Genomic DNA, 17780 nt, shown 5'->3' on the forward strand with positions numbered 1-17780 from the left:
CGCCGGCGGGTCAAAACTGTCGGCACCCGTTATACCCCGGTCGCAGTCCAGTGCGGCCTGTCAGGCCAGTGCCCGGTCGCTGTTGTTTTCATCAGCCTCCCCGCCATCCAGCAAGGGGAAGTCGTCCTCACCCATGTCCGGCAGCGCTACATCATACATCTCCGTACCGTCCCCCAGGTTTTCCTCGCTCGGCAACTTGAAACCGGCGACGGAGTCCCGCAGCGTATTGGCGGTGGTGGCCAGGTTTCCGATCGACTGGGCGGTGGCCTGGGTACCGGCAGAGGTCTGCGAGGTGATCTCCTGGATCACATTCATGGTGTTGGAAATGTGGCCCGCCGAGGACGCCTGCTGACGCGCCGCGTTGGAGATGTTCTGGATCAGAGTGGCCAGGTTGCCGGATACGTTCTCGATCTGCTCCAGGGCCACACCGGCATCCTGGGCCAGGCGGGCACCGCGCACCACCTCGGAGGTGGTCTGTTCCATCGAGATTACCGCTTCGTTGGTATCGCTCTGAATCGCTTTTACCAGCGCCTCAATCTGTTTGGTCGCCGCGGCAGAGCGCTCCGCGAGGCGCTGGACCTCGTCCGCCACCACGGCGAAGCCCCGACCCGCATCCCCGGCCATGGATGCCTGGATGGCAGCGTTAAGTGCCAGGATATTGGTCTGGTCCGCAATGTCGTTGATCAGGCTTACGATATCGCCGATCTCCTGGGAGGATTCACCCAGTCGCTTGATCCGCTTGGAGGTATCCTGGATCTGTTCGCGGATGTTATCCATGCCCTTGATGGTGTTTTGCACCACCTTGGCGCCGTTGCTCGCGATCTGTACCGAGCGCTCGGCCACCTGGGCCGACTCGGCGGCGTTGGCGGATACCTGGTCAATGGTTACCGCCATATCGTTCACGGCGGCGGAGGCGCCGGCAATTTCCTGGGCCTGGTGCTCCGAAGCCTCCGCCAAGTGCAGGGCGGTCTGCTGGGTTTCCTGCGACAGCCCGGATACCTCCTGCGCCGCACCGGTGATCCGCGATACCAGCACACGCAGCTGGTCGATGGTGTAGTTGATGGAGTCCGCGATGGCGCCGGTAAAGGCCTCGGTCACCGTGGCGCTGGTGGTCAGGTCACCGTCGGCGAGATCCGCCAGTTCGTCCAGCAGCTGCATGATCGCCTGCTGGTTGCGCTCGTTGGTTTCGGATTCCGTGCGCAGGCTGCGGCGGGTACCGGAGAAGGCGGCGATCATCATGCCGAAGATCAAGAGTACGAAGACGCCGGCGATGGCCGCAATGGTCTGGTTGTTCGGCTGCCGCTCACCCGAAAGGGAGACAATGCTGTCGTTGAGGCTGCTGAGGGCTTCCAGCAATTCCGGTGACGACGCGACAATACCGTCAACTGCCTGGCGCGTGGCGAACAGCGCCGGGGTGGACTCGAAGATCTCCCGTACCGAGGAGCTCACTATGTCAAACAGCTCGGCAATTTCGTCCAGTGACTGCAGGGCTTCCTGATCGGTAATGCGCGGGATACCCAGCATCAGATCACCGGCCCTCATACCGTCCACCACCTTACCGAACAGGCTCGCATCGGTGTTGAACTGGTCCGCCGCATCCTCGGCGTCGTCACCACCCTGCAGCATTCTGTCGATGTTCCGCCCGATCCGCTCTGCGCGCCAAACCTGCAATTGCGCCTGCTCCACCTGGTTGGCGGGGGCATTGTTGGCCAGCAGAATTTCAACAATGTTGTTGTGCTCCGCCTGCAGTTCCGGCAGTGAGTCGTTGAGCGTCGCGGCGACATCGTTCAGAAAGAGAATGGACTCCCTGTTGCCGAGGATCGTCTCCACCTGATCCCGCACCCGCTGCCATACCTGGCCGTACTCGGCGAGCTCTTTTTCGAGTGCCCGGCGGGTGGCGGCGTCTGCGCCCTGTAGATTGCTCCAGGCAGACGTCATCTCCCGCACCACTGTTTGCAGTTCGACAAACGCCTCCTGGTCTCCCGCGGTAGCGGCGGGGGCATAGGACACCACCTGATAGGACAGGGCGCGCAGTTCGGCAATCTGCTGCAGATATTCCTTGTCCCTGTCGTCCTGGGTCTGCACCAGATAGATGCTGACGATCAGTCCCGCCAGAGTGGCGAGCACCAGCAGGCCCATAAATAGCGCGGCGGGGTTGCTGCGCAGTGCGGACAGTGAGCTCTGGGAGCCTCTTTTCATAGTTTACTCCTGGCGGGCCTGTGTCTCAGGCCAATTCTCTTCACTAGCAAAATTAGAGTTGTTCGCACTGCCCACAGCTATCGTTTGTCCGCGCGCAGGATGGGTGGCGACGGACACCTCCGGATAGTCTGGCATGCCATATCCTCCACCTCAGCTGGCGGCTGCATCCATAAATTGGCCGTCATGTAACAGCGATGGAATATCGAACACCAGCCAGCGCCCCTGGGGCAACCGAAACTGGCCGTTGACCATAGGGGCAAATGACTCTGGCAAATCCTCCGGTGCATGATCCGCATAGTCGAGCGCAAGGTGTTGCATTCCGTACAATTCGTCGACGATCAGTCCCGCGTACATCTTGTCCCGCTCCACAACCAGAGCCCGGCGATTCTGCTGTGGCGCAGTCAGCTGGCCGCGAAAAAAAACCGCAAGGTCGATCAGTGGCAGCAGGCGTCCGCGGACATTGGCCACACCTACCACCCAGGGCTGCGCCCCAGGCACAAAAGTGTGTTGCGGGACCTCCAACAACTCCACCACGTCTTCCATGGAGATCACGAACCTGTGGCCCAGCAGCGAAAAGCCGATACCGTTCCAGAAGGGTTTAATCTCCTGGCGTCCGGGCAGGTCAACAGTCCGGCTTTGGGCGCGCCTGGCAATATCCACCAGCGCGAGATAGGGGTGGAGTTTTGACTGCACAGAATTTTGCAGCTGGCTTACGCCAACACCTCCGCGATGGTTCCAAGAAGCTCGCGCTCACAAACGGGTTTGGTCAGGTAAGCGCGCGCGCCCTGGCGCAAACCCCAGACACGGTCCGTATCCTGATCCTTTGTGGTCACGATGATAATCGGTATCCCACTGGTGCTCCCGTCCTTGCTCAATTGTCGGGTGGCCTGAAATCCGTTCAGTCCGGGCATCACGATATCCATCAGAATTACGTCCGGGTGATGCTCACGGGCGACATCGAGGCCACTGTCACCGCTGGTGGCGGCAATCACCGAATGGCCGTTTTTTTCCAAAATAGTGGTTAGCTTGTGTGTTTCCGTTGGCGAGTCGTCAACGATAAGTACTCGGGCCATTTTTTCCCCCGCGACAGATTTAAAACCACACTGCTGCGCGGCTAACGCGGCGGTGCGGTGCTTGGTGCAATTACGCCTGCAGCAAAGCAGGCTGCCCGACTCACTTTATCTGCGCACAAAAACCGGCGCGAATGTGACGGCATGCTTATTTTCCCGGCCTCTCACTGGCCTATGGCGGCACAACCCCGTGTCGCACAGTGACCCCGGCGCTTTCATTGCGACACCGGGGTCAAAGGCGGGCACCGAACAACCCGGCCCCCACAATCTCTATCAGTATTATTTGCTTTCCGGCAGCTGTCTGCTAGGCGGCCTTGCGGTCATTCCAGCGCACAGCGCCACTTTTTTATTTTGCCAAGCTTCCGTCACACCCTTTTATGTAATGCCGGACCTCGCGGCGACCGGCAAAGCTATCAACCAAACCTGCCATATCAGAACTCTGTCGCCGGCCATATGCCGGCGCTAAGGAAAAGCCCGACCTAAGCGGCATGGTGGGGCTTGGCATGTGCAGAAATTGCCCCCAGGAGCTCGCTTTTGCTGAATGGCTTGGTTAAATATTGGTCACACCCGACGACACGCCCTTTCGCCTTGTCAAACAGGCCATCTTTACTCGAGAGCATCACCACCGGTGTGGAGCGAAACTCGCTGTTGTTTTTGATCAGTGCGCAGGTCTGATAACCATCCAGCCGCGGCATCATAATATCGACAAATATGATGTCGGGACGCGAGTCGGCTATCTTGGCCAGCGCATCAAACCCGTCAGTGGCCGTTACCACGGTGCACCCTGCCTTTTGCAGCAGGGTTTCCGCAGTGCGACGAATAGTCTTGCTATCGTCGATCACCATCACCGTCAGGCTTTCCCAGTTAAGCTCCATAGTGTTTTCCGAATCCCCTGTTTAATTTTTCCGGCGCAGCTACAGAAATTGCCAAAAGCGCCGTTTTTCTTTGCGTTCAGGGCATGGGCGCCCCGGTGGAAAGTCTTCCCCCGGACCACGCATTGAATAGAACTTTTATCATATAACCCCGGGTGAATCCACCGGCATCCGGCGCGCGCCTCCACTTCGCTCAAAAATTCGCCGCCGGTCCCGTCGGGAACAAAAAGGCCACAAAACCGGCAATTGCCGCTCCAGCCAACCCTGTTGTGCGGGGCTATGTCCCGGCACCCCTTGCCACGCCGGCCCGCATCCGGCGGACACCTGCGGCCACCCGGGGAAAATTAAAGTTGCACCCATCGCGGGCACCTCTTAACTTACCGGCCTGGCAAACAAACGTATCTAACGTAACAGCCCCTCCCGGCACGGATACCTTTATGCGTTATTCTCTCGGCGTGGTGATGGATCCCATCGCCCATATCAACTTCCACAAAGACACTTCCCTGGCTCTGCTGCAGGCGGCACAGAACAGCGGTTTCGAGCTGTTTTACTTCGAGCCGTCGGACCTCTACCTGGACGGCGGGTGCGCTATGGGCTCGGGTCGCTCCCTAAAGGTATTCGACGACCCAGCACGCTGGTTCGAACTGGGGAATCCCAGTGAATGCCAGCTGGGCCGCCTGGACGCGATGTTGATGCGGGTGGACCCGCCCTTCGACAACGAATACCTCTACGCCACCTATATCCTGGAGTCCGCGGAGCGGGAGGGTGCACTGGTGGTCAACAGGCCGCAGTCTCTGCGCGACTGCAACGAGAAGATCTTCGCCACCGCCTTCCCCCAGTGCTGTCCACCACTGATTGTCAGCCGCGATATGGCCCGGCTGCGCGCCTTTCACGCCAAGCACCGCGATGTCATTTTCAAACCACTGGACGGCATGGGTGGCAGCGGCGTTTTTCACTGCAAACCCGATGGCGCCAACCTCGGTGCCATCCTCGAACTCCTGACCGATCGCGGCGCCAGGCAAATTATGGGACAGCGCTATATCCCGGAAATCAAGGACGGCGACAAACGTATTCTGGTAGTCGACGGCGAGGTAGTCCCATACTGCCTGGCGCGCATCCCCGAGGCCGGTGAAACCCGCGGCAATCTCGCCGCCGGCGGTCGCGGCGAAGCACGGCCTCTGTCGGATCGGGACCGCTGGATCGTCCAGCAGGTGGCGCCCACCCTGAAAGAGCGCGGTTTACTGTTTGTGGGTCTGGATGTAATCGGCGACTATCTGACCGAAATCAACGTCACCAGCCCTACCTGCGTGCGGGAGATCGACGCCGCCTACGGCACCGACATCGGCGCCCTGCTGATGAGCGCCATCACAGACCGGCTGGCGCAAAAGGGGTAAACTCGGCGGTCCACAGCCGACCGGACCGCAAGCGACAGCAATCCTCATGAACGTGACCGGTAGTACCGCTCAGCACCTGGCAGTCCAGCACGACCGTTTCGTATTCGCGCTGTTTCTCGCCTGCGCACTGCACGCAATAGTGATTTTCGGTGTGGCATTTGCCGCGCCCGAAGCACCCCAGGCACCGCCAACTCTGGAGGTGACCCTGGCCCAGCACCGCGCCGCGCAGGCGCCCGAAGACGCCGACTACCTGGCACAGCACAACCAGCAGGCGAGCGGCACCGCCGAAGCCCCCCGGGAGCTGTCCAGCAACCGCCGCGCCGAGATTGCCGACAGCGTCATCCGCGACGTCAACCCCCTTCCCCAACAGCGGGCGGCCAGGCCTGCCGAACAGCGCCGCCAGGTGATCACTACCACCGGCGCCAGCCCGGTGCAGGCCACCGAATCACTGGCGGAGGATAAACCGTCCGCACAGCGGCGCGGCGATGCGCCCGATGACTTGCCACAGCTCAACCCGGAAATTGCCAGCCTGCAGGCGCGACTGGACAAGATTCGCCAAACCATCGCCCGGCGGCCGCGGGTGCGCCGCCTCACCTCGGTGGCCGCCCGCGCGTCGGCGGACGCAGCCTACCTGCACGACTGGCGACAAAAGGTGGAGGCGGTGGGCAATGACAACTTCCCACAGGAAGCACTGCGCCGGCAGATTACCGGAAATCTGCGTATGATGGTGCGACTGCTGCCCAACGGTGCCGTAGAGAAAGTGACCATCCTAAAGTCCTCCGGCGAAGCTGTATTGGATGATGCCGCACAGCAAATAGTGCGGCTGGCGGCACCTTTTCCACCCTTTCCGGCGGAGATCCGCAAGTCGGCGGACCGCCTGGAAATCATTCGCACCTGGCGCTTTGAAATGACCGGTCTCTCCACCGCTGCAGCCGACCCACCCGGGCCCGGCTAGAATTGCAGTGACCGGCGCCGTCTCCCGCCTCTCCAATAACAGCTTTTGAACCAACGCCTATGCACCTTAGCAATATCGACAGCGACCTGACCCACGGCAGCCTGCGCGGCCAGTTTCTTCTCGCCATGCCCGGGATGCAGGATCCGCGCTTTCACCAGACCATCGCCTTCGTCTGCGAACACAATCCGGAGGGTGCCATGGCGATAGTGGTGAACACACCCAGCAAGGTGACCTGGGGCCAGGTTTTTGCACAATTGTCACTGGAAGATTCCAGCCTTCGCGGCGACGAGGTGGTGATGCTGGGCGGACCCGTATCACCGGAGCAGGGCTTCGTGCTGCACGGGGCCGGGGCCGGCTTCGACTCGACGGTGGAGGTCAACCGGGAAATCAGCCTCACCGCATCAAAGGACATACTCGAATCCCTAGCCATAGGGCGCGGCCCCGATGATGTGCTGCTGGCACTGGGCTGTGCCGGCTGGGGGGCCGGCCAGCTGGAGCAGGAGCTGGCGGAAAACGCCTGGCTCACCCTGCCTTCGGAACCGGAAATCCTGTTTGCAACCCCGTGGCAAAAGCGCTGGCAGACAGCGGCCGCGCGCCACGGCATAGACCTCGCCGGCATGGGCAGCCAGGCGGGGCATGCCTGATGGCCGTATTGGTCACCGCACTGGCATTCGATTTCGGCACCAAATCCATTGGCATCGCCTTCGGCCAGAGCCTCACCGACAGTGCGCGCGAACTGCCGCCCCTACCCGCCAGGGATGGCAAACCCGACTGGCAGCGACTGCAGCAGTTGGTCGACACCTGGCAGCCACAGGTACTGCTGGTGGGACTGCCCCTCAATATGGACGGCAGCGACAGCGCATTCGGAGCCAGGGCGCGCAAGTTTGGCCAGCGCCTGCACGGGCGCACGGGCCTGCCGGTAGAGTATGTGGATGAGCGCCTGAGCACCCGCGCCGCCAAAGAAGAAGCCGCGGCCCGGGGCCACAAGGGCAACTACGCCGACAGTCCGGTAGATTCCATCGCCGCGCGCATCATCCTGGAGGACTGGCTGCGGGCCCGCGCCTGACACAGGGTATTTCATCAAGCTGCGGCGAAACTGGTAGAATCGCCCACCTTTCCGAACCAATCGACCGAAGCCACATGCCCATCAAGCAGATCCGCATCGCCACCCGCGAGAGTGCCCTGGCGCTCTGGCAGGCCAACCACGTCAAAAACCGGCTGGAGCAGGAGCACCCGGCACTCGAGGTGGAGCTGCTGCCGCTCACCAGCCGCGGCGACCAGCTGCTGGACAGGCCCCTGGCCAAGGTGGGCGGCAAGGGATTGTTCGTCAAGGAACTGGAAGTCGCCATGCTGGAGGGACGTGCAGATATCGCCGTACACTCCATGAAAGATGTGCCCATGGCCTTCCCCGATGGGCTTCACCTGCCGGTAATCTGCGAGCGCGAGGATCCGCGCGATGCGTTTGTCAGCAATCACTTCGCCACCATCGACGCCCTGCCAAAGGGCTCTGTGGTGGGCACATCCAGCCTGCGCCGCCAGTGCCAGTTGCTGGCCGGGCGCCCGGACCTGACGGTGAAGTTTCTGCGCGGCAACGTCAACACCCGGCTGGCCAAACTGGATGCAGGTGAGTTTGACGCTATCATCCTGGCGGCGGCCGGCCTGCTGAGGCTGGACATGCGCGAGCGCATCCGCGATTTCCTCTCCCCCGGGCTGCTGCTGCCCGCCGGTGGCCAGGGCGCCGTCGGTATCGAGAGTCGCCGCGACCCGGATCTGGAGGCGCTGCTGTGCCCCCTGCACCACCCGGAGACCAATGCGCGCCTGGCCGCAGAGCGGGCACTGGTCAAACGCCTCGACGGCAGCTGCCAGGTACCCATTGGTAGCTATGCAGAAATTGAGGGGAAGCAACTGTGGCTGCGGGGCCTGGTGGGCAGCCCCGATGGCCGCACCCTGGTGCGTGCGGAGGCGCGCGGTGGGGCAGAAGACAGTGAAGCGCTGGGAGTAGCGGTGGCGGAAATGCTACTGGCACAGGGCGCTGACCGTATCCTTGCCACTATCTGACCGGGACACTGCGGGGGCGGCCAAATGGCTCTGCGCAACAAACGCATTCTGATTACCCGTCCGCAACACCAGACCGAACAATGGCGCCGGGCACTGCTGGATGCCGGCGCCCTGGTCGATAGTATTCCCATGCTGGCAATAGAACCGATTTGCTCCGGCCCGCCGTTGCACGCCATCAAAAATCAGATACTCGATTTCGACCAGGTTGCATACGCCATCTTCGTATCGCAAAACGCGGTTCGTTTCGGTTTCGAGTGGCTGTGGGACTACTGGCCACAGCTTCCCCAGGGACCCCGCTATTACGCCATCGGCACCGCTACGGCGCGGGCGCTGTCAAATCAGGGGGTCCACTGTGAGAGGGGCGCAAACGCCATGGACTCAGCGGAACTGCTCTCGCTGCCGGGGTTGCAACAGGTGGAGGATCAGCGGGTGCTGGTGTTTCGCGGCTGTGGAGGCCGCACCAAGATCGGCGCTGCCCTGCGCAAGCGCGGCGCCAGAGTGGATTACTGCGAACTCTACCGGCGTACCCTGCCGGAAGATGCGGAGGGAAACTTGCGCCGCTACCGCCATCAACCGGACGCCGTGACAGTGCACAGTGGTGAAACCCTGGAAAACTTCGCCAGCTGTGCGCGACTGGCCGGCACCCGACATTTGTTTGCCGTACCACTGATCTGCCCCAGCGCGCGGGTTGCCGCGCTGGCCCGAGACCTCGGCTTCTCCAGGGTGATCGAGGCACAGAACGCCGGCGATACGGCCATGCTGGCGGCCCTGGCGCAACTCTAGCAGGTTGTTGAAAAAGGCATCCTGCCTGTTTCAAAACACGAAAAGCGAAAAATGTGATTTTCACTTTTCTCCCAAAATCAACGACTTAGGCGTCGTTGATTTTGCCGGAACATCCATATTCCGGTACCAAGCGTCGAAATTCTTCGAATTTCAACAGCCTGCTAGTGCCGGTTGGAACAGCCTTGCCCGGCTTTCCTCAGCCCGGATCTGTGGCGCTGGTCCGCAAAGCCTCCGCGACAAATCAAGCAGCTGTACCTTTGATTTGTACCTCGACTCCTATCTATTGCCTTATTGCCTCGAAAATCCGGGGGGACAATTTGCACAGCTTTTCACCATTGATCCGGTAAAAACTCAAAAGAGCGCCATACATCCTATCAAGCGTGACTTCAGTCGCTATAATTTGGCGACATCCCCACCTCTGCCTGGCAGCCATGACAAACGAAAAATCAAAATCACCAGCGCCATCCCCGGAAATACCCACAGTCACGCAAAAAGCGGAACCGGGGGAGGATACCCCCAAAGCGGCCCGACAGGCGCAAGGGCGCAAAGTCGCACCCAAGGGATCCGGGGGCAGGCGCTGGCTCTGGTTGTTGATTTTCATCTTGCTACTCGCAGGTGCGGGCACCTGGAGCTGGTATAACTGGCCGCAGTTGCAGGCCGGCCTGGAGCGCCAGCTGGCGTCTTTGCGCGGCCACCAGGAAGGGGGGGAAACGGCTCAACCAACTCCCGCGAGCGAGGTCAAGACCCCCGCGCCGGCAAGCGTACCCGGCGCAAACCGGGAGGACCCGCCCAGAACCACTGACGCCGCCGCGCTGGAAGCCCAGCGAATGGCCATGGCCACCCTGACGAAGCAATTGGATCAACAGCGGGAGACCATCGCCACTCTGCAACAGCAACTGGCGCAGCTGCAGCGTACAGTCACCGCCCAAAGCAACCGCCTGGGCCAACTGGGCAACGTCAGCCGCGATGACTGGCGGCTGGCGGAAGCGGAATACCTTTTGCGCCTCGCCAATCAGCGCCTGTTGCTGGAGCGCGATAGCGGTACCGCCCTGAGCCTGCTGGAAGAAGCAGACAATATTCTGCGCCAGGTGGACCTGCCGGACCTTTACGGTGTGCGCCGGCAGTTAACGCAGGACATCACCGCACTGAAGCTGGTGGACCAGGTGGATCTGGACGGAATCTACCTGCGCCTGCGGGCACTGGAAGAGCAGATGCTGCGCACCAGTATCCAGCCCGAGTTCAATCTCATACGGGAAGCGGCGAGCGAACCCGAAGCGGAGGAGGGCAGTGATTCCGGCAGCCCACTGACCCGCAGCTGGCACAACTTCTTCACCCGCTTTTTGAGCGAGTCCATTCGCATCCGGGACGGCAATATTGACCCCGTCCTGCTGTCACCACAGAGTGAGGTCCGCTTCCGGCAGAACCTGCGCCTCAATATGGAGCAGGCAGAGTTGGCCCTGTTGCGGGGCGATACCACTGTCTACCGGGATTCACTCAATCGCGCCCGTCAGCTGTTATTGGATTACGGCACTGCCTCCGACAGGCGCGACCGCCTCGTGGCCGAGCTGGACCAGCTGATATCGAAAAACATTGCCGCGGAGCTGCCCAGCCTGGCGGCCTCACAAAATGCCCTGCACAACTATATGGAAGGCCTGGGGCGGGCCGCCCCCCAATCAGAAGAGAGCGAACTTCAGCCGCCCGACGACCCGAAGCCCGCTGGCGACACACCGGCGCCGGAGGGTGATTCCCAGTGAAGCGTATCCTTTTTTTCATTCTCGCTTTTCTGCTCTTTGGCGCCTTTGTTCCGGAAATGATCCGCAGCCACCCCGGTTATCTGCTGCTGGCAATCGGTGGCAAACGTATAGAAATGAACCTGTGGGTTGCCATAGGTGCGCTGGTCCTGGGACTGCTGCTGCTATTTGTGGTCATCTGGCTGATACGCAGCCTGTTGCGCGGTATTGAAGGCGGCGTGAGCCGGATTCGCTTCGGGCGCAACCGGGTTGCGCGGCGCCGGCTGACCAACGGCCTGGTGGAGTTTATGGAGGGCAACTGGGCCCGCGCCCGCCGCCAGCTGCTAAAGTCCGCCCCGCGTTCGGACGCGCCTTTGATCAACTACCTGGCCGCAGCGCGCAGTGCCTTCGAACTCGGTTACCGGGACGAGGCCAACGAATTGCTCGCCAAGGCCGAGGCCAGTGGCGAAGACACGCAATTGGCCGTGGCCCTGAGCCAGGCGCGCATGCAACTGATCGAAAAGCACTACGAACAGTGTATCGCCAGTTTGCAGCGCGCCAAGCAGGTCGAACCCAAACACCCGGCCCTGCTTCAGCTGCTCAAGGATGCCTACTACCACCTGGGCGACTGGAACAGTCTGCGCAAGCTGCTGCCGGAACTGGAAAAGCATGCCAATATGAGCCAGGAGCAGTTGGAACAGCTGGAGCGGGAGATTTATCAGCACCAACTGGTGGACGCCGCGGAGCGGGCGGAAGCGGACAAACTGAACCAGATCTGGCGCGGCCTGGGCGGGCGCTGGCACCGCAATATGGAACTGCGCTGCCTCTTCGCAGCACAGCTGCACCGGGTTGGCGACGACGTGGAAGCGGAAAAACACCTGCGCTGGGTGATCAATCGGGAGTGGCTCCCGGATATGACCCGGCTTTACGGTTGCCTCACGGAAGCCAATCCCTCGATGCAGCTGACGGTGGCGGAGGGCTGGCTTAAAGAATACGGCGACAGCGGAGAATTGCTGACCTGTATTGGCCGCCTCTACCTGCGCAATGAGCTCTGGGGCAAGGCGCGGCAGTGTTTCGAGAAAAGCCTGCAGTTGCGCTCTGACCCGACCACTTTTGCGGAACTGGCGCGGCTGCTGCGCGCTCTGGGGGAAACCGAGGAAGCGGCGGAACTCTGCCGCGAGGGGCTGATCCAGGCCGTCGCGAAGCTGCCTGAACTACCTCTGCCTGCCGGGCGCACGCCACTGTTGACTTAGGGCCTGTTCACACTAACTGAGATAGCCCTGCTGCTTCAGGTTTTGTGGCCTGCAAGGCAGGAGTTGCGGAGTGTGGTGGGTCCACATAAGCAATTTCTAACGCCGCAGGGCGCAAAACCAGGGGCCGCCCTTCGGGTTGTGCCGGAAAAGGCGCCACTCTTCGTTGCTCGTCGCTCATTTGGAACAACCAAACCGTGCTCCTCTTGCCTCGATTGGCACCTTTTCTGTCACAACAGGGCCAACTCCGTTAGTGTGAACAGGCCCTAGCAGGCTGTTGAAAAAATCCTTTTCAGCAGCCTGCTGTCCCGAACAGGGGTGTTCGGGCCGCAAATCAAGCATGTAACTGCTTGATTTGTCGTGGAGGGTTTGCGGACATGAGCCGCAAACCCGGGTTGAGGGAAGCCAGGGAGGGCTTTCTCAACAACCTACTAGGACCAGCTTCCGTTTCGATGAATGCGGCGCCAACGGGCAGTTCCGCCGCAGTATAAGCCTGTCTTACGCCCAAAACCGGCTCAGACCACCACTGCACGCATTTCGACGCTAATCGGCGTCACTCTACCGAGCACCCCTTTACAAACCGCCCTGTTGGCAGTCTTCTGTCCTACTGGCCGGCCGCCAGATAGCGCTCAAACAAAAGCTTGGGGTGCGGAGCCGGGTGTACCCGCTTCCTTCGCGGCAGCACAAAACCATCAACTAGCCATAACAGGCTCCCGACCCGGTCGCGCAGCGGTGTGGGCCCGGGGGCGCGGGGAGGACAATGGAAAGAAGAAAATTTCTCAAGATTGCCGGCGTGGGCAGCACCGGGGTGCTACTGCCCGTCTACGGTTTGCCCGTCAGTGCGGAACAACTGGCCAGCAATGGCATGGACGCAGCACTGAAGAAGTCACTCTCCGATGTCGTGCTGGACACGGCCCGCCGCGCCGGAGCCAGTTATACCGACGTCCGTATCGGCCGCTACCTGAACCAGTTCGTCACCACCCGCGAAACCAAGATCGAGAATATCGTCAACACCGAGTCTTTCGGAGCCGGTATCCGCGTGATCGCCAATGGTACCTGGGGCTTCGCCGCCACCAATGACCTGACCAAAGACGGGGTCGCCAGGGCGGCCCGGCAGGCGGTGGCGATCGCCAAGGCCAACTCCAAATACCAGACCGAACCGGTCCAGCTGGCACCGGTTAAGGGTGTGGGGGAAGTGGCCTGGCAGACGCCGATTCAGAAAAACGCCTTCCAGGTCCCCATCAGCGAAAAAGTGGACTTTCTGATGGAGGTGAACAACGGCGCCCTGAAGGCCGGTGCCAGCTTCATCAATTCGTCACTCTACCTGGTCAATGAACAGAAATACTTCGCTTCCAGTGACGGCTCGTATATCGATCAGGACGTGCACCGCCTCTGGGCACCCATGCAGGTGACGGTGGTGGACAAGGACACGGGAGTATTCAAGACCCGCAATGGTCTCAGCGATCCGGTGGGGCGCGGCTACGAATATCTGGACGGCCGCGAGCAAGACAAGATTCACGGCCAGACCGTATTGTACAAAGGCTCCTACGATATGGCGGAGGACGCCCGCCTGGCCGCCGAACAGGCCAGGGCCAAACTGACGGCCAAGTCCATCGAGCCGGGCAAGTACGACCTGGTGCTGGAGCCCTCCCACCTGATGCTGACCATCCACGAGTCGGTCGGCCACCCCCTGGAACTGGACCGGGTACTGGGCTACGAAGCCAACTACGCCGGCACCTCCTTCGCCACCCTGGACAAATGGCGCAGCGGTAAATTCAAATATGGGAGCGACAAGGTCAACCTGTTCGCCGACAAGGTACAGCCCGGCTCTCTGGGTGCCGTCGGTTACGACGACGAGGGTGTGAAGACCAAGCGCTGGGACCTGGTGAAAGACGGTATTCTGGTGAACTACCAGGCCACCCGGGACCAGGTGCATATGATCGACCAAAAGGAATCCCATGGTTGCTGCTACGCCGACAGCTGGTCCAGCGTGCAGTTCCAGCGCATGCCGAATGTATCGCTGGCGCCGGGAGACGAAAAGTATTCCTCCAAGGAAATGATCCGGGACGTGGAAAAAGGCATCTACATCCTCGGCCGCGGCTCCTACTCCATCGATCAGCAGCGCTACAACTTCCAGTTCGGCGGCCAGTTGTTTTACGAGATCAAAAACGGCGAAATCGTCGGTCAGGTGGAGGATGTGGCATATCAGTCCAACACACAGGAATTTTGGAATTCTTGCAGCGCCATTTGCGACCGCAGCGACTATCGCCTGGGTGGCACCTTCTTCGATGGCAAGGGACAGCCGAGCCAGGTGAGCGCCGTCTCTCACGGCTGCTCGACCACGCGATTCGACCAAGTGAACGTAATCAACACCAAGCGCAAAATCGCATGATGCGGCGGTGAACGAAAACAAATTTTTTGGAGCAGAACAAAATGGCAATTTTATCCAGAAGCGAAGCCAAGCGTATCCTCGACAAGGTGCTGAAATACAGCCGCGCCGAAGCTGCCAGCGCCCAGTTGAGCGGTGCCGAAACCGGCAACATTCGCTATGCCCGCAACAGCGTATCCACCAGTGGCATCGTCGACAATGTGGAACTCGCGGTGGAAGCGCGCTACGGCAAGAAATCCGGTGTCGCCACCATCAACGAATTCAGCGATGCGGCGCTGGAAAAAGTCATGCGCCGTGCCGAAGAACTTGCCAAGCTGTCCCCGGACAATCCGGAAGCCATGCCACTTCTGGGTGAGCAAAAATATTCGGTGGTGGATGGCTTCGCCAAAGCCACCGCAGACATATCACCGGACCAGCGCGCCAAAGCCGCCGCGGACTCCATTGTCGCGGCGAAGGAGAAGAAAGTCATCGCCGCCGGCTATCTGGAGGATGAGCGGGCCTTTGCCGCCGTGGCCAACACCCGCGGCCTGTTCGGATACCATGTTTCCACTTCCGCCAACTTCACCGTGACCATGCGCACCGAGAACGGCCTCGGCTCCGGCTGGGCCCAGAGCGATGTCACCGACTTTACCTCCATGGACACTGGCGCCACTTCCGGGGTGGCCATCGATAAAGCGGTCATGTCGCAAGAGGCGCGTGCGCTGGAACCAGGCAAGTACACAGTAGTGCTGGAACCGAGTGCGGCATCGGGGCTGATTGGCTACATGATGTTCAGCTTCAACGCCCGCAGTGCCGATGAAGGTCGCAGCTTTATGAGCAAGAAAGGCGGCGGCAACCGTATCGGTGAAAAGATGTTCGACAAGCGCGTCCATCTCTACTCCGACCCCACCGACCTCAATGTACCCTCTGTGCCCTGGGCGGAAGATGATCACATGGCGCTTTCGCGCGTCGACTGGATCAAGGGCGGTGTAGTGGAGAACATGCCGCGCAGCCGTTACTGGGCCTCCCAGAGTGAAGAGAAAGCCGTCCCCACCCCCACCAACCTGATTATGGTGGGTGGCGACAAATCCACCCAGGAGCTGGTCAAAAGCACCCGCCGCGGTATTCTGGTGACCCGCACCTGGTATATCCGCATGGTGGATCCACAGTCGCTGCTGCTGACCGGCCTGACCCGCGACGGCACCTTTTACATAGAAAACGGCAAAATCAAGTATCCGATCAAGAATTTCCGTTTCAACGAAAGCCCTGTGATCATGCTGAACAATATCGAGGATATGGGCAGGGCAGAACGTGTGGGCATGTGGGGCTTCTCTGCAATGATTCCCGCATTGAAGGTGCGCGATTTCACCTTCAGCAGCCTCTCCGACGCCGTTTAACCACGCCCAACACTGAGGATCTGACATGGACCGAAGAAAATTTCTCCAATTGGGCGGTGCAGGGCTCGGCATTGGCATGCTGCCACTGTCGGGCCATGTGGTGGCCGAAAACCAGTTAACTTTCAGTGGCATCGATACAGCGGTCAAAAAAGAGCTGGCGGACACAGCCCTGAATACCGCCACCAAGATGGGCGCCACCTATGCCGATGTGCGCATCGGCCGCTATCTGAACCAGTATGTGGTCACCCGCGAGATGAAAGTGCAAAACGTGGTCAACACCGAATCCATCGGTATGGGTGTACGCGTGATTGCCAAAGGCACCTGGGGTTTCGCCGCCACCAACGATATGACTGTGGATGGTATTGCCCGCGCCACCGCCAAAGCGGTGGCCACTGCCAAGGCCAACGCCAAGTATCAGGGAGAACCGGTACAGCTCGCCGCGCAGAAAGGCTATGGCGAAGTGAGCTGGAGAACGCCACTACAGAAAAACGCCATGGAAATTCCACTGGCGGAAAAAGTCGACCTGCTCATGACAGTGAACGAAGCGGCCCTCGAAGCGGGAGCCAACTTCATCAACTCCATGCTCTACCTGGTCAACGAACAAAAATATTTCGCCTCCACCGACGGCTCCTATATCGATCAGGACGTGCACCGACTTTGGGCGCCGTTTACCGTGACCGCTGTGGACAAGGAGACGGGCGGCTTCCGCACCCGCGACGGCCTGGGCCAACCGGTAGGCCGTGGCTTTGAATATCTGGATGGCCGCGCGGAAGACAAGGTCAAGTCGCAGACAGTGCTGTATCGCGATTCCTATGACATGGTGGAGGACGCCCGCCTGGCCGCCGAGCAGGCCCGGGAAAAACTCAGCGCAAAGTCCGTGCAACCGGGCAAGTACGACCTGGTTCTGGACCCCAGCCATCTCTGGCTGACCATACATGAATCCGTAGGTCACCCGCTTGAGCTGGACCGGGTGCTGGGCTACGAGGCCAACTTTGCCGGCACTTCTTTCGCCACCATCGACAAGTGGCGCAGCGGCAAGTTCAAGTACGGCAGCGACAAGGTGAATCTGTTCGCCGACAAGATACAGCCGGGATCCCTGGGAGCAGTGGGTTACGATGACGAAGGCGTGAAGACCCGCAACTGGGATCTGGTAAAAGAGGGCGTACTGGTCAATTACCAGGCCATCCGCGACCAGGTGCACATGCTGGGGCAAAAAGAATCCCACGGCTGCTGCTACGCCGACAGCTGGTCCAGCGTGCAATTCCAGCGCATGCCCAATGTATCGCTACTGCCCGGAACCGACGAGTTGAGCGTGAAGGAAATGATCAAGGATGTGGAGAAAGGAATCTACATCATCGGCGACGGCTCCTTCTCCATCGACCAGCAGCGCTACAACTTCCAGTTCGGTGGTCAACTGTTTTACGAGATCGAAAATGGCGAGATTACCGGCATGCTGGAAGATGTTGCCTATCAGTCGAACACACAGGAATTCTGGAATTCCTGTTCGCAGATCTGTGACAAACGCGACTACCGCCTCGGGGGCTCCTTTTTCGATGGCAAGGGTCAGCCGAGCCAGGTCAGTGCCGTATCCCACGGCAGTGCCACTGCCCGCTTCGACAATGTCAACGTGATCAACACCAAACGCAAACTGGGCTGATCCTGCGCGTGTCCCCCGGGCGACCCGGGGGACACAGCGAACGCAGC

At 60.5% G+C, this 17780-nt stretch carries 16 protein-coding genes; 12 read left to right on the forward strand and 4 right to left on the reverse strand.

Going from position 1 to position 17780, the window contains the following annotated elements:
* Positions 1-60: 60 nt before the first annotated feature.
* The 4 genes from ABVT36_RS04030 to pilG form a co-directional block, all read right to left on the reverse strand.
* On the reverse strand, positions 61-2199 hold the full coding sequence (locus ABVT36_RS04030; protein WP_368455381.1) for a methyl-accepting chemotaxis protein: 2139 nt from the start codon (positions 2197-2199) through the stop codon (positions 61-63).
* Positions 2200-2349: 150 nt separating this feature from the next.
* Positions 2350-2892: a chemotaxis protein CheW gene (locus ABVT36_RS04035; RefSeq protein WP_367148858.1), complete on the reverse strand. Its 543-nt coding sequence runs from the start codon at positions 2890-2892 to the stop codon at positions 2350-2352.
* 17 nt (positions 2893-2909) lie between these two features.
* Entirely contained in the window at positions 2910-3272 is a 363-nt protein-coding gene (gene pilH / locus ABVT36_RS04040) for a twitching motility response regulator PilH (protein WP_367148859.1), read from the reverse strand.
* A 476-nt stretch (positions 3273-3748) separates the two neighbouring features.
* A complete protein-coding gene (pilG, locus tag ABVT36_RS04045; protein WP_067084389.1) occupies positions 3749-4144 on the reverse strand; it encodes a twitching motility response regulator PilG in 396 nt (131 codons plus the stop codon).
* Positions 4145-4578: 434 nt separating this feature from the next.
* On the opposite strand from pilG, the gene gshB reads away from it, so the two are divergent.
* From gshB to ABVT36_RS04105, 12 genes are all read left to right on the forward strand, one after another.
* Positions 4579-5535 carry a glutathione synthase gene (gshB, locus tag ABVT36_RS04050; RefSeq protein ID WP_368455382.1) on the forward strand — a complete coding sequence of 319 codons (957 nt, stop codon included), beginning with the start codon at positions 4579-4581 and terminating at the stop codon, positions 5533-5535.
* Positions 5536-5581: 46 nt separating this feature from the next.
* Positions 5582-6490, forward strand: a complete 909-nt coding sequence (locus tag ABVT36_RS04055) for an energy transducer TonB (RefSeq protein ID WP_368455383.1) — start codon at positions 5582-5584, stop codon at positions 6488-6490.
* 59 nt (positions 6491-6549) lie between these two features.
* The gene (locus tag ABVT36_RS04060) at positions 6550-7134 is read left to right on the forward strand and encodes a YqgE/AlgH family protein (RefSeq protein ID WP_368455384.1); all 585 of its coding nucleotides are present in this window, start codon (positions 6550-6552) and stop codon (positions 7132-7134) included.
* Positions 7134-7556, forward strand: coding sequence for a Holliday junction resolvase RuvX (gene ruvX, locus ABVT36_RS04065; RefSeq protein WP_368455385.1), 423 nt, complete (start codon positions 7134-7136; stop codon positions 7554-7556). The genes ABVT36_RS04060 and ruvX overlap by 1 nt, the downstream gene beginning before the upstream one ends.
* 74 nt (positions 7557-7630) lie before the next feature.
* Positions 7631-8548, forward strand: coding sequence for a hydroxymethylbilane synthase (hemC, locus tag ABVT36_RS04070; RefSeq protein ID WP_368455386.1), 918 nt, complete (start codon positions 7631-7633; stop codon positions 8546-8548).
* 24 nt (positions 8549-8572) lie between these two features.
* Positions 8573-9331 carry a uroporphyrinogen-III synthase gene (locus ABVT36_RS04075; protein WP_368455387.1) on the forward strand — a complete coding sequence of 253 codons (759 nt, stop codon included), beginning with the start codon at positions 8573-8575 and terminating at the stop codon, positions 9329-9331.
* A gap of 7 nt (positions 9332-9338) precedes the next feature.
* Positions 9339-9971, forward strand: a complete 633-nt coding sequence (locus tag ABVT36_RS04080) for a hypothetical protein (RefSeq protein ID WP_368455388.1) — start codon at positions 9339-9341, stop codon at positions 9969-9971.
* Positions 9934-11085 (forward strand): uroporphyrinogen-III C-methyltransferase, encoded by a 1152-nt coding sequence (locus tag ABVT36_RS04085; protein ID WP_368455389.1) that lies wholly within the window; start codon positions 9934-9936, stop codon positions 11083-11085. Before ABVT36_RS04080 ends, ABVT36_RS04085 begins: the two co-directional genes overlap by 38 nt.
* Positions 11082-12314 (forward strand): heme biosynthesis HemY N-terminal domain-containing protein, encoded by a 1233-nt coding sequence (locus ABVT36_RS04090; RefSeq protein ID WP_368455390.1) that lies wholly within the window; start codon positions 11082-11084, stop codon positions 12312-12314. The genes ABVT36_RS04085 and ABVT36_RS04090 overlap by 4 nt, the downstream gene beginning before the upstream one ends.
* Positions 12315-13071: 757 nt before the next feature.
* Entirely contained in the window at positions 13072-14703 is a 1632-nt protein-coding gene (locus tag ABVT36_RS04095; RefSeq protein ID WP_368455391.1) for a TldD/PmbA family protein, read from the forward strand.
* A gap of 41 nt (positions 14704-14744) precedes the next feature.
* Positions 14745-16076, forward strand: a complete 1332-nt coding sequence (locus ABVT36_RS04100) for a TldD/PmbA family protein (protein ID WP_367148870.1) — start codon at positions 14745-14747, stop codon at positions 16074-16076.
* Between the two features lie 25 nt (positions 16077-16101).
* Positions 16102-17733 carry a TldD/PmbA family protein gene (locus ABVT36_RS04105; protein WP_368455392.1) on the forward strand — a complete coding sequence of 544 codons (1632 nt, stop codon included), beginning with the start codon at positions 16102-16104 and terminating at the stop codon, positions 17731-17733.
* Positions 17734-17780 lie beyond the last annotated feature (47 nt).

This window comes from Microbulbifer sp. TYP-18, from assembly GCF_040932045.1.
In the GTDB taxonomy this organism is placed as follows: domain Bacteria; phylum Pseudomonadota; class Gammaproteobacteria; order Pseudomonadales; family Cellvibrionaceae; genus Microbulbifer.